Raw genomic sequence first — 12,900 nt, 5'->3', positions numbered from 1 at the left:
TCGGAGAGGGGTCTTGCTTGGCAACGCTGCGCCTTTCGCGCTGCAAATACCGCAATCGCCTCTTCCACCCGTTTAGCCGCCATGCCATGTTCCCTTCGCGGCCGGGCAGGCCGTTTCATTCCGGGGGGAATTGCAATGTCATCCTATGCTTTCGCGCGCCGCGTTGCCGCTGCGCTCTTCTTCGCCGCGCTGTTTGCGCCCGTCGCGCATGCCGGCGATGTCACCTTCGAGATCAAGAACAGCCATCCGAACGCCATGCGCGTCGAGCTCTACAGCCAGGACCGCGATCATGTCTGGCCGGGCAACAATCAGGATTACTATCTCAACGATGGCGAGACCAAGTCGATCCCGCTGTCCTGCAGTGACGGCGAATCGATCTGCTACGGCGCCTGGGTCGACGGCGACGAGAATACCTATTGGGGCGTCGGCCCCGGCAATACGGAAAAGTGCGACGATTGCTGCTACACCTGCAGTGGCGGCGAGACCGAGGAAATCGATCTGGTTCCGTGAGTTGCCCGTCTCCCTCTTGTTGGGGGGCAATCGCGTATGGGCAAGTGCCCCCTCACCCGGATTGCCAACCGAATTGCGAAGGCGGGGCAATCCGACCTCTCCCCGAGGGGAGAGGAGGTCGCCTGCGCTGCGCCAGGCTCTTCTCCCCGGCGGGAAGACCGCCCACGAGTCTTGCCTCCGCAAGCCCGAGGGCAGGCTCCGCGGCCGGGGAACTTCATAGGCGATTGCTCCATCCTTACGGGGGAGAAGCCAGCGCAAAGCGGGCAGACAGGGAGCGGGCTGTCCCGCCAACGTCGGCCGGCAACACCGGAATTCAAAGCTGAAACAAAAAACCCGCCTCGGCAGGCGGGTCGTTGGAGCCAATTGGCACCATACCCAAATTAGTAGCATAGCTGCCGGCACAAAGCAAGAACAAAATGTGGCGCGGTGAGCAAAAAATGCGAATCCCTCCCCGCCGCACCCGAGGTCGGCCCTCACGATGGGGAGAATGCTACCTTGACGTCGTCCTGACCGTGGCCATAGCGTAGTCCGGCAGGAGACCCCATCCATGGCAGTGGTCGAAGGCGAAAAAATCGATATCGGCTTTTCCGGGCGCCGCTGCATCCATTCGCGCAATTGCGTGCTTGGCGATCCCCATGTCTTCGTGCCCAATGCCCCCGGCCAGTGGATCCACCCCGAGGCGGCCAGCGTCGAGAAGATCGTGGCGCTCGCCGAAGCCTGCCCGTCCGGCGCCATCACCTATGTCCGCAAGGATGGCGGGCCGCAGGAACAGCCGCCGGTGGTCAACACCGTGCGCATAAGGGAAAACGGTCCGCTTGCCGTCCATGCCGAGATCGTGTTGGGCGGCGAAACGTTTTACCGCGCCACGCTCTGCCGCTGCGGCGCCTCGGAAAACAAGCCGTTCTGCGATGGTAGCCACACCAAATCGGGCTTCACCGCCACCGGCGAGCCGGCGCTGAAGGACACGCCGGCGCTGGAGGTGCGGAATGGCCCGCTGACCGTCACACCGACGACCAACGGCCCGCTCAAGCTCGAAGGCAATATCGAAATCGTCACCGGCACCGGCCACACGGTCGACCGCACGCAACGCACCTTCCTCTGCCGCTGCGGCCACTCCGTCAACAAGCCGTTCTGCGATGGCTCGCACAAGCGCGTGGGGTTTGTGGGGTAGGCGGCGGCGCTATCTCCCTCCTTGAGGGGGAGATGTCGCCGAAGGCGACAGAGGGGGTCGGTACGTCCTGACGCCAACGCCATCGCGGCCAGAGAATGCCGGCGCTCCACGCGAGACGACCCCCTCTGGCCTGCCGGCCATCTCCCCCTCGAGGGGGGAGATTACGCTGCCTTGGCCCAGCGCTCGTGCCTTTATCGCCCGGCCCGTATCGGCTAAGGGGCGGGGCAAGAGAATTCTCCGGACCCGCCAATGACCGCCAAGACCAAATCGCCACCCCTGTTCCTCGGCATCGACACCGGCGGCACATATACCGACGCCGTGCTGTGGTCGGAAGCCGGCGGCCCTAACGGCAAAGTGCTGGCAAAGGCCAAGGCGCTGACGACACGGCACGACCTGGCGGTCGGCATCTCCGGCGCGGTCGATGCGGTGCTGCAAAAGGCCGGCACCGACCCGGCAGCGATCAAACTGGTGTCTATGTCGACGACGCTAGCCACCAATGCGCTGGTCGAGGGCCAGGGCGGCCGCGTGGCGCTGGTGATGATCGGCTTTGCCGAGGGCGACCTTGCCCGCGACGGGCTGAAGGCGGCGCTCGGCACCGACCCGGTGGTGTTCTGCCCCGGCGGCCACGATGTCCATGGCAATGCGGCAAAGCTCGATCTTTCCGGGCTGGAGGCAGCTTTGCCGGAACTGGAAAAGTCGGTGTCCGGCTTTGCCGTCTGCGCCTATTTCGCCACCCGCAACCCGGCGCATGAGCTAAGCGCGCGGAACCTGATCCGCGACAGGACCGGCCTGCCGGTCACCGCCAGCCACGAACTGTCGGCCAAGCTCGGCGGCCCGCGCCGGGCGCTGACGACATTGCTCAACGCCAGGCTGATCTCGATGATCGACCGGCTGGTCGCGGCAACCGAAGGTTTTTTGGCCGCGCGCAACATCGCCGCCCCGCTGATGGTGGTGCGCGGCGACGGCGCTTTGGTCTCGGCCGCCTTTGCCCGCCAGCGGCCGATCGAGACCATCCTGTCCGGCCCGGCTGCCAGCCTCGTCGGTGCCCGCCACATGACCGGCCTCGACGATGCCGTGGTCTCCGATATCGGCGGCACCACCACCGACGTCGCCGTGCTCGACAAGGGCCGGCCGCGGCTCGATCCGGAAGGCGCCACCGTCGGCGGTTTCCGCACCATGGTCGAGGCCGTCGCCATGCGCACTTTTGGGCTCGGCGGCGATTCCGAGGTGGCGCTGGAGGATGGCGCGCTCAGCCCGAAGATCCTGCTCGGCCCGCGCCGCCTGGTGCCGCTGGCGCTGGCCGGCTTGATGCATGGCGAGGCCGTCACATCAGAACTGGAACGCCAGCTGCGCGCGCCTAATCCCGGCCGCATGGATGGCCGCCTCGCGGTGCGCACCGGCGTGCCGGAGCGGCTTGCGGCCGGACTGACCGGCGCCGAAGCCAAGCTTTACGAGCTGATTGGTGCCGTGCCGCAGGCTCTCGACAGATTGCTGACCTCGAACGCCCAGAACGCCACCTTGAACCGGCTGGTGTCGCGCGGGCTGGTGCATGTCGCCGGCTTCACGCCGTCGGACGCCGCGCATGTGCTGGGCAGGCAGGCCAATTGGGATGCGGCCGCGGCGCGTCTGGGTGCCGAGCTGTTCGCGCGCAGGCGCGACGGCCGCGGCCAGTTCATCGCCGCCTCGCCGGAGGCGATCTCGGAACGGGTGCTGACCGCGCTGACCCGCCTGTCGGCCGAAGTCATCCTCGAGACCGCCTTCGCCGAGGACGGGCTGGATGGCGCGGCGACCGTCGCCCATGCCCTGGTCCAGCGCGCCGTCGACGCGCATCCCGGCATCGCCCGCTTGAGCGTCGCCCTCGACCGTCCGGTCATCGGCCTCGGCGCCTCGGCGCCGCTGCATTATGCCGGCCTGGCCGAGCTGGTCGGCAATGAATGCGTGGTGCCGCAGGATACCGACGTCGCCAACGCGCTTGGCGCCGTCGTCGGCCAGGTCCGGGTGTCGGCGGAGGCGCGGGTCAGCCAGCCCAAGGAAGGGCTGTTCCGCGTTGCCTCAGGTGAAAGCGTGCGCGATTTCAACGACGAAGCAGCGGCGATCGCCGCGGCGGAGAAAGATGTGCGCGCGATTGCCGCCGGGCGGGCTAAGGACGCCGGCACCGACAGCGCCGAGATCGAAATCGCCAGCGAGTTCCGCGTCTCCACCGTAGAGGGCCAGCGCATGTTCATCGAGGCGCATGTCGTGGCGGTGGCGTCGGGACGGCCAAGGATTGCGGTGTGAGCGCGTAATCTCCCCCCCTCGAGGGGGAAGCGCGACGCGATTTGGTGCAAAGAAGAGGTTGCACTCCACGCGAGGCGACCCCCTCTGGCCTGCCGGCCATCTCCCCCCACAAGGGGCCCTCAAGGGGGAGATCGGCAGCGAAAACGCCCTACCTTCACCCTAAGCTGAATTGACCCTGCCACCGTGACATGCCAAAGGCCCGGCCTAGCCGTTCGCCTTGGAGAAGCCCTGATGACCGATCGCGTCGAGATCGCCGGATTGCGGATTGCCCGCGAGCTTCATGATTTCGTCGTGAACGAAGCGCTGCCGGGCACCGGCATCGAGGCGGAGGCATTCTGGAACGGTTTTTCGGCCATCGTCCATGATCTCTCGCCAAAAAATCGGGCGCTGCTCGAAAAGCGCGATGCCATGCAGGACAAGCTCGACCGCTGGTATCGCGACAATGGCGCGCCCGTCGACATGGAGGCCTACACGAGCTTCCTCCGCGAGATCGGCTATCTGCTGCCCGAGGGGCCGGCCTTCAGCGTGACGACCGAAAATGTCGACCCGGAAATCGCTTCGGTCGCCGGGCCGCAGCTGGTGGTGCCGGTGATGAACGCGCGTTATGCGCTGAATGCCGCCAATGCGCGCTGGGGCTCGCTGTACGATGCGCTCTACGGAACCGACGCCATCCCGGAGACGGACGGCGCCGAGCGAGGCAACAAATTCAATCCGGCGCGCGGCGCCAAGGTCGTCGCCTGGGTGAAAAGCTTCTTCGACGAGGCGGTGCCGCTCACCACAGGCAAATGGGCCGGCGTCAACGGGCTTTCGGTCGCCAATGGCATGTTGCGGCTGGGCGAGGGTGCCGGCGCCACCACGCTTGCCGACCTCAGACAGTTTGCCGGCTATCGCGGCGATGCCGCCGACCCCGAAGCCGTGCTGCTCACCAAGAACGGCCTGCACATTGAAATCGTTGTCGACCACAACAACCAGATCGGCCGCACCGATCCGGCCGGCATTGCCGATGTCGTGCTGGAATCGGCACTGACCACCATCCAGGACTGTGAGGATTCGGTGGCGGCCGTCGATGCCGAAGATAAGGTGCTGGTCTACCGCAACTGGCTCGGCCTGATGAAGGGCGACTTGGCGGAGGAGATCACCAAGGCCGGCAAGAGCTTTGTCCGCAGGCTCAACCCAGACCGCGCCTATACCGCGCCCGATGGCGGCACGCTGACCTTGCCCGGCCGCTCGCTGATGCTGGTCAGGAATGTCGGCCACCTCATGACCAATCCGGCGATATCAGACCGCGACGGCAACGAGGTGCCGGAAGGCATCATGGATGCGGCGCTGACGGCGCTGATCGCGCTGCATGACATCGGCGTGAACGGGCGCCGCGCCAATTCTCGCGCCGGCTCGATGTACATCGTAAAACCCAAGATGCACGGGCCCGACGAAGTTGCCTTCGCCGTCGAGATTTTCGACCGCGTCGAAGCGCTGCTCGGTATGGCCAAAAACACCATCAAGATGGGCATCATGGACGAGGAGCGGCGCACCACCGTCAACCTCAAGCAGGCGATCCGCGCCGCGAAAGAACGCGTCGTCTTCATCAACACCGGCTTCCTCGATCGCACCGGCGACGAGATCCACACCTCGATGGAGGCCGGCCCGATGATCCGCAAGGGCGACATGAAGCAGGCCGCCTGGATTGCCGCCTACGAAGCCTGGAACGTCGACATCGGGCTGGAATGTGGGTTGGCCGGCCACGCCCAGATAGGCAAGGGCATGTGGGCGATGCCCGACCTGATGGCGGCGATGCTGGCCGAGAAAATCGTGCATCCCAAGGCCGGCGCCAATACCGCCTGGGTGCCGTCGCCGACGGCGGCGACACTGCACGCCACGCACTACCACAAGGTCGATGTCCATGCCGTCCAGGCGGCGCTGAAGAACCGGCCGAAGGCGAAGCTCGACGACATCCTGTCGGTGCCGGTAGCAAGGCGGCCGAACTGGTCGCCTGAAGACATCCAGAAGGAACTCGACAACAATGCGCAAGGCATTCTGGGTTATGTCGTGCGCTGGATCGACCAGGGCGTCGGCTGTTCGAAAGTGCCGGATATAAACGACGTCGGTCTGATGGAGGACCGCGCCACGCTGCGCATCTCCTCGCAGCACATCGCCAACTGGCTGCATCACGGCGTCTGCACGCCCGAGCAGGTCATGGAGACGATGAAACGCATGGCGGCGATCGTCGACCGCCAGAACCAAGGCGATCCGCTCTACCGGCCGATGGCGCCGGATTTCGACAAGTCCATCGCCTTCCTCGCCGCCTGCGACCTGGTCTTCAAAGGCCGCGTGCAACCCAACGGCTACACCGAGCCAGTGCTGCACGCGCGGCGGCTGGAGCTGAAGGCGCGGGATAACGGCTGAACCGAAAGCACGATGCACGCAGGCCAAGGGTAAGCGCCGGCGTCCCCCTCCCCCTTGAGGGGAGGGTGGCCCGAAGGGCCGGGTGGGGTCGCCAATGCAGTGCGCCAACCCAATTCTGACGGTGCGCCCTAGGAGGAGCATCGCAACGCTCCGCACCTCGGCCGGTTTCGAAATGCGACAGGCCGAGCGTCTCACCGGCGACCCCACCCGGCCGCTTCGCGGCCACCCTCCCCTCGAGGGGGAGGGAAAAACGCTACGCCGCTTGTGCCATCCGTTCCGAGCTCATGCGGTAGGAAATCGCTTCGGCCAGATGGATGCGGCCGACCGTCTCGCTGGCCTCGAGATCGGCCAGGGTCCGCGCCACCTTCAGGACGCGGTGATAGGCCCGCGCGGAAAAGCCAAGCTTTTCGCTGGCGTCCCTGAGCAGAGACAGGCCGGCGGCATCGGGCATGGCGATCTCCTCGATGACTGACGGCGAGCAATGGGCGTTGGTGGTGGCGGTCGCGCCGAGCCGCTCGAAGCGCTCGCGCTGGATCGTACGGGCGCGGGCAACACGTAGTGCGACGGCGGCACTTTTCTCCGCCCGGTCCGGCCGGATCAGATCGCTGGCCGAGACCGCCGGCACCTCGATCCTGAGATCGATGCGATCGAGCAGCGGGCCGGAAATGCGCGCCTGGTAGTCGGTGCGGCAGCGATCGCCGCGTAGACAGCGATAGCCCGGCTCGCCGGCCATGCCGCAACGGCACGGGTTCATCGCCGCGACCAGTTGGATACGCGCCGGATAGGTGACGCGATGATTGGCGCGCGCGATCATGCAGTCGCCGGTCTCGAGCGGCTGGCGCAGTGCATCGAGCGCCTGCGGCGAGAATTCGGGGAACTCGTCGAGGAACAGCACGCCGTGATGGGCAAGCGAGGCCTCGCCCGGCCGCACGCGCAGACCGCCGCCGACCATCGCCGCCATCGAGGCCGAATGATGTGGCGCGCGGAACGGCCGCCGGTCGGTGAGTTTTCCTTCGCCGAGTTCGCCGGCCACCGAGGCGATCATCGAGACTTCGAGCAATTCCCTGGGCGCCAGCGGCGGCAGGATCGACGGCAGCCGCTGCGCCAGCATCGACTTTCCCGACCCCGGCGGTCCGACCATCAGAAGATTGTGGCCGCCGGCCGCCGCCACCTCCAGCGCCCGCTTGGCGGTCTCCTGGCCCTTGATGTCGGCAAGATCGGGCAGGTCGCGCGCCGAGGCATGGATGCCGGCTTCCGGCCGCGACAGAACCTGCGTGCCGCGAAAATGATTGGCGATGGCGATCAGGCTGCGCGGCGCCAATATGTCGAAATCCTTGCCGGCCCAGGCCGCTTCCGGCCCGCAGGCGAACGGGCAGATCAAGCCCTTGCCTTCGGCATTGGCGCCGATCGCCGCCGGCAGCGCGCCGGCCACCGCCGCGATGGTGCCGTCGAGCGACAATTCGCCAAGCACGACATAGCCGGCCAGCATGTCGCCCGGAATGGCGCCGAGCGCCGCCATCAGCCCGAGCGCGATCGGCAGATCGTAATGGCTGCCTTCCTTGGGCAGGTCAGCGGGTGCCAGATTGACGGTGACCTTCTTCGACGGCATCGACAGGCCGGATGCATGCAGCGCTGCCTGCACCCGCTCGCGGCTTTCGGCTACAGCCTTGTCGGCCAGCCCGACGATGTGCATGTTGACCTTGCCCGGCGCGATCATCACCTGCACGTCGACCGGCACGGCCTCGATGCCCTGGAAAGCAACCGTGCGAACCCGCGCCACCATGTCTTCACCCCGGATGCAGGCTTTTGCCCCAAGCCTTTGCGATCATGCCGCGAACGGCGTCACCGGAGACAACCACAGATTTCCGGCGAAGGCAAGAACATTTGGGGAACAGCTGAGCGCCACGGCTGCAATGGTCCGGAACGCGGCCGCTTCCAGAAGCAATGTACGCTAGTTGCGCTTCTCCTCGACGGCATCCCAAAATAGGCTGGCGATGTCGGCGCCGCCGAAGCGCTGCACTTCGCGTATGCCGGTCGGTGAGGTCACGTTGATCTCGGTCATGTAGTCGCCGATGACGTCGATGCCGACAAGGATGAAGCCGCGCTCCTTCAGCGCGGGGCCGATGCGGGCACAGATCTCGCGTTCGCGCGCCGTCAGCTCGGTCTTTTCGGCGCGGCCGCCGACATGCATGTTGGAGCGGGAATCATGCTCGGCCGGTACCCGGTTGATGGCGCCGACAGGCTCGCCGTCAACCAGGATGATGCGCTTGTCGCCAGCCCGCACCTCCTTGAGGTAGCGCTGCACGATGTAGGGTTCGCGGAACAACTGGTCGAACATTTCGAGCAGCGAGGCGAGGTTGCGGTCGGCCTCGTGCAGGTGGAAGATGCCGGCGCCGCCATTGCCGTAGAGCGGTTTGACGATGATATCGCCGAACTCCTTGCGGAAGGCTGCGACCTCGAGAGGGTCCTTGGTGATCAGCGTGTCCGGCATCAGGTCGGGAAATTCGGTGACGAAGATCTTTTCCGGGCTGTTGCGCACCCAGGCCGGGTCGTTGACCACCAGCGTCTTCGGATGGATGCGCTCGAGAATATGCGTGGTGGTGATGTAGTTCATGTCGAAGGGCGGATCCTGCCGCAAAAGGATGACGTCCATCTCCGAAAGATCGGTGCGGACTTCTTCGCCCAGCGAATAATGATTGCCCTTCTCGTCGCGGACCTGCATCGCCTCGATACGGGCAAACACCTTGCCGTCGCGCAGCGACAGCCGGTCGGGCGTGTAGTGGAACAATTGGTGGCCGCGCCGCTGCGCCTCCAGCGACAGTGCAAACGACGTGTCGCCGGCTACCGACACGGTGGAGATGTGGTCCATCTGGACGGCGACTTTCAGGGGCATGGCAGCTCTCCGGCGCACTTGGAGCGATCCACTTGGACGCACAAAGTACGCTCCAACATTTCTTGAATCCATGCATCGTGCTTTCCGAAAATCGATTCCGATTTTCGGGCCGATGCATTGACGACAGCGATATAAGGAAATCGGCGGCTTCTGCCAATCGGCCAAGGTCACGATGAGGCTACGCTTCGCTTGGCGCAGATCCCAACGCGATGTGCGTTCAGCGGTCGAAGACCAGCTTGGAATAGCCGAGGAAGGACAGCGCCATGGCAACCAGCGAGGCGACCGCAAGGGCGACGAGCGGCGACACCATCGGCAGCGTGAACAGCATGGCGCAATAGACGAGATAATTGACGAGGCTGGTGGCAATGCCGACGCCGCCATAGCGTGCGCCCTCTTGCGCGACGCCGCGGCTGGAAGGCGAGAAGGTCAGATGGCGGTTGATCAGCCAGGTGACGGACAGGGCAAAACCGATCGAGATGATGCGAGCCGCCAAGGGGCCAAGCGGCGCTATCGCCAACACCAGCCAAAGCGCCGCCGCGTCGGCGACGAAGCCGATGCCGCCGGCGACAATGAAGCGGGCGAGGCGTCCCATTTAGGGCTCTAAGCCGCCCGCGGGGTCTTGCGCGGTCCGGTCTTCAAAGTCGCGAGCGCAATTGCGCGTTCGCGTTCGACGCGGCCGGAAGGCATCGACAGATAGAAGATGCGCTTCTGCTCGGCTCGGCCGCGCGACACCGAATCGAGGATCACCCCGGTCACCGCCGCCAGCATCGACAGCAGCAGCAGGCCGACCGACAGAACCCAGGTCGGCATGCGCGGCACAAGCCCGGTTTCGGCGAACTCGATCAGCACCGGCGCCATCAGAAACAGGCTTGATGCCAGGAAGAACACCGAAAAAGCGCCGAAGAAACGCAGCGGCTGCGTCTCCTTCATCAGCATGGCGAACATCCACAGGATCTTCGCGCCGTCGCGAAAGGTCGACAGCTTCGACGAGGAGCCTTCCGGCCGGCGGCCATAGTCGAGTCCGATCTCGCTGACCGGCAATTTGAGCTGCGAGGCGTGCACCGACATTTCGGTCTCGATCTCGAAACCGCCGGAAACGGCGGGAAAACTCTTGACGAAGCGCCTGGTGAAGGCGCGGTAACCCGAGAAGATATCGGTAAAGTCCGAACCGAACAAACGTTTGTAGAGGCTGTTGAAGATGCGGTTGCCGAAGGCGTGGCCTGTCCTGCCGGCGTCGTTGGCGACGCCGCGCCTGGTGCCCACCACCATGTCGGAGCGCTCGGTCAGCAGCGTGTTGATCAGTTGCGGCGCGTCCTCCGGCGCATAGGTGCCGTCGCCGTCGGCCATCAGGTAGATGTCGGCCTCGATGTCGGCGAACATGCGGCGCACGACATTGCCTTTGCCCTGGCGCGGCTCGCGCACCACGATGGCGCCGGCGGCGCGGGCTCGGAGCGCGGTCAGGTCGCGCGAATTGTTGTCGTAGACATAGATCGCGGCGGCAGGCAGCGTTTCGCGAAAGCGCCGCACCACTTCGCCGATCGTCAGCTCCTCATTGTAGCAAGGCAGGAGCACGGCGATGCTCGGCTCATGGCGCATTTCTTGTGGCATTTTCGTCTCCGGATGCCCTGTGAGGCCCCTGACCGCTCAAGCGCCGGCCTCGCTCGGGCGGCTTTACTATTTATTGAAGCTGTTAAGGCTAGGTTTAAACCGCCCCGTATTCCTTCCAAAGGTCCCGATATGAGCACAGCCGACGATGGCGCCTCCATTTGGAGGTCCGATATCGCGCTGGCGCTGCTTGCCACGGTGCTGGCGCTTGCCGTCAATGCCTTTGCCGGCTTCCCGGCACTGACCAATGCCGGCGGCGACAACGACAATCTGCTGCGCCTCGTCGAAGTTCGCGACATGCTGGCCAGCCAGGGCTGGTTCGATCTCCACCAGTACAGGATGGGCCTGGAAGGCGGTTTCGTCATGCATTGGTCGCGGCTGGTCGATGCGCCGATCGCCGCTATCATCATGGCCGTATCGGCCCTGACCGGCAGCGCGGCCTTTGCCGAGAATGTTGCGCAAGTGCTGTGGCCGGCGCTGCTCTTCTGCCTGACCGTATTTTTCACGGCTCGCGCCGCGCGCAGCTTTGCCGGTGACAGCGCCGTGCTGCCCGCTGTCGTGATCGGCGCTGCCGCACTGTATTTCCTCGGCATTTTTTCGCCTGGCGCGCTCGATCACCACAATGTCCAGCTGATGCTGAGCATGGCCAGCCTGAGCCTGTTGCTTGAAGCGCCAACGCGTAGGCCGGCGGCATTGCTCTCCGGCCTGTGCGCCGGATTGATGCTGGCCGTCGGCATGGAGACCGCGCCTTATGTGGCCACCATCGGCGCCTCTGTTGCCATGCTGTTCGCCCTCGGCGCCAATGGCGAGAGGCTGATCGCCAGGGATTTCGGCCTCGGCTTTGCCGGCGCGTCCGCTCTCGTCTTTGTCGCCACCATTGCGCCGTCCGCCTGGGGTCAGGCGCAATGCGACGCCTTCTCGACCGTGCAGTTCGTCGTCGCGGGGATTGCCGGAACCGGCCTTGCGGCGATAGCGTCGGTCGAGCCCGCCGGCCGCACGCGCCAACGGCGCATCGCCTCGCTTGGCCTGCTTGCCCTGCTATTGGCCTCTGTCATCGTCTTTTTGTTCCCACAATGCCTGGCAGCGCCCTATGCCAACCTCGATCCGCGCCTCAAGGAGCTATGGCTTGATCACATCGACGAGGCGCAGTCGCTGTTCAAGCTGCTCGCTGAAGATCCGGCCGGGGTGGTGGCGCGCTATGCCACGCCGCTCATCGCGCTCGCGCTGATGGCGCTTCGCCTTGGCCGTGGCGGCTGGCGGCGGCAGGACAGCCTTGTCGGCGCGCTGCTTGTCGTGGCCTTCATCGTCAGTGCCTGGCAGGTGCGCGGTTCGACATTCTCGATCGCCTTCGCTGTCATCCCGCTTGCCGCCTGGATTGCCAAATGGCGTCAACGGGCCGAGGCCAGCCCGTCGCGTGGCGTGGCGCTGCGCATGGCCGCCGTCTGGCTGGTTTCGGTGAATGCCGTCTGGACTGGGGCTGCCGCGGCAACCTCGGTCGCCTTCGAGGACAGCAATACCGCCGCCGATAATGGCGACGGCGCCGATGTCGCTTGCCAGCGCATGGCCTCCTTTGCGGCGCTTGGCCGCCTGCCAGGCACCACCGTACTGGCAATTTCCAATCTCGGATCGCCTATCCTGGCCTATTCCGGACATCACGTCTTCGCAGGGCCTTATCATCGCAACGTCGCCGGCAACCTGCTGGCGCTCGATGCCTTCCTTGGGTCCGATGCCGATGCCAGGACGGTCGTGGCGGATCATCAAGTCGGCCTCGTCGCGCTGTGCCCCGGCAGCGCCGAAAGCAAGCTCCTCGCAGCCAAGGCGCCGGCAGGCTTTCTTGCCGGGCTGATGCGCGGCAGCGTGCCGGAATGGCTTGAGCCGGTTGCCGGGACCAGCGGAGCCGCCGTCGAATTGTACCGCGTCCGGCCGGACAGCTGATCGATCGGCGGCCATGCGGCCTTTTGTCGGACATAAGTCCCGACAATCCACGCTTTCGCCCTTGCCCGCCCGACATGGCTGGATAGGATGCGCGCCGGCCAGACCG

At 65.5% G+C, this 12,900-nt stretch carries 9 protein-coding genes; 5 read left to right on the top strand and 4 right to left on the bottom strand.

The window, feature by feature from the left end; genetic code table 11:
• The first annotated feature begins 135 nt into the window (after positions 1 to 135).
• From NKI58_RS11570 to NKI58_RS11555, 4 genes are all read left to right on the top strand, one after another.
• Entirely contained in the window at positions 136 to 510 is a 375-nt protein-coding gene (locus NKI58_RS11570) for a hypothetical protein (RefSeq protein ID WP_352787068.1), read from the top strand.
• Between the two features lie 547 nt (positions 511 to 1,057).
• Positions 1,058 to 1,681 (top strand): CDGSH iron-sulfur domain-containing protein, encoded by a 624-nt coding sequence (locus NKI58_RS11565; protein ID WP_352787070.1) that lies wholly within the window; start codon positions 1,058 to 1,060, stop codon positions 1,679 to 1,681.
• Between the two features lie 249 nt (positions 1,682 to 1,930).
• Positions 1,931 to 3,958: a hydantoinase/oxoprolinase N-terminal domain-containing protein gene (locus tag NKI58_RS11560; RefSeq protein ID WP_352787072.1), complete on the top strand. Its 2,028-nt coding sequence runs from the start codon at positions 1,931 to 1,933 to the stop codon at positions 3,956 to 3,958.
• 231 nt (positions 3,959 to 4,189) lie between these two features.
• On the top strand, positions 4,190 to 6,361 hold the full coding sequence (locus tag NKI58_RS11555) for a malate synthase G (protein WP_352787074.1): 2,172 nt from the start codon (positions 4,190 to 4,192) through the stop codon (positions 6,359 to 6,361).
• Between the two features lie 253 nt (positions 6,362 to 6,614).
• On the opposite strand, the gene NKI58_RS11550 is transcribed toward NKI58_RS11555, so the two are convergent.
• The 4 genes from NKI58_RS11550 to NKI58_RS11535 all read right to left on the bottom strand — a co-directional run bounded on the left by NKI58_RS11550 (position 6,615) and on the right by NKI58_RS11535 (position 10,862).
• Entirely contained in the window at positions 6,615 to 8,144 is a 1,530-nt protein-coding gene (locus NKI58_RS11550) for a YifB family Mg chelatase-like AAA ATPase (RefSeq protein ID WP_352636259.1), read from the bottom strand.
• A 168-nt stretch (positions 8,145 to 8,312) separates the two neighbouring features.
• The gene (gene gshB / locus NKI58_RS11545) at positions 8,313 to 9,254 is read right to left on the bottom strand and encodes a glutathione synthase (protein WP_023679866.1); all 942 of its coding nucleotides are present in this window, start codon (positions 9,252 to 9,254) and stop codon (positions 8,313 to 8,315) included.
• Between the two features lie 217 nt (positions 9,255 to 9,471).
• Positions 9,472 to 9,846, bottom strand: a complete 375-nt coding sequence (locus NKI58_RS11540; RefSeq protein ID WP_352787077.1) for a GtrA family protein — start codon at positions 9,844 to 9,846, stop codon at positions 9,472 to 9,474.
• A gap of 8 nt (positions 9,847 to 9,854) precedes the next feature.
• On the bottom strand, positions 9,855 to 10,862 hold the full coding sequence (locus NKI58_RS11535) for a glycosyltransferase (RefSeq protein WP_352787078.1): 1,008 nt from the start codon (positions 10,860 to 10,862) through the stop codon (positions 9,855 to 9,857).
• 129 nt (positions 10,863 to 10,991) lie between these two features.
• Between NKI58_RS11535 and NKI58_RS11530 the strand changes: the two genes are divergently transcribed.
• Positions 10,992 to 12,794 carry a GtrA family protein gene (locus tag NKI58_RS11530; protein WP_352787080.1) on the top strand — a complete coding sequence of 601 codons (1,803 nt, stop codon included), beginning with the start codon at positions 10,992 to 10,994 and terminating at the stop codon, positions 12,792 to 12,794.
• The last annotated feature ends 106 nt before the right edge of the window (positions 12,795 to 12,900 follow it).

This window comes from Mesorhizobium sp. M0522, assembly GCF_040321085.1.
Lineage (GTDB): Bacteria > Pseudomonadota > Alphaproteobacteria > Rhizobiales > Rhizobiaceae > Mesorhizobium.
The sequence above is the reverse complement of the archived record's forward strand: the minus strand, read 5'-3'. Positions and strand labels throughout refer to the sequence as shown.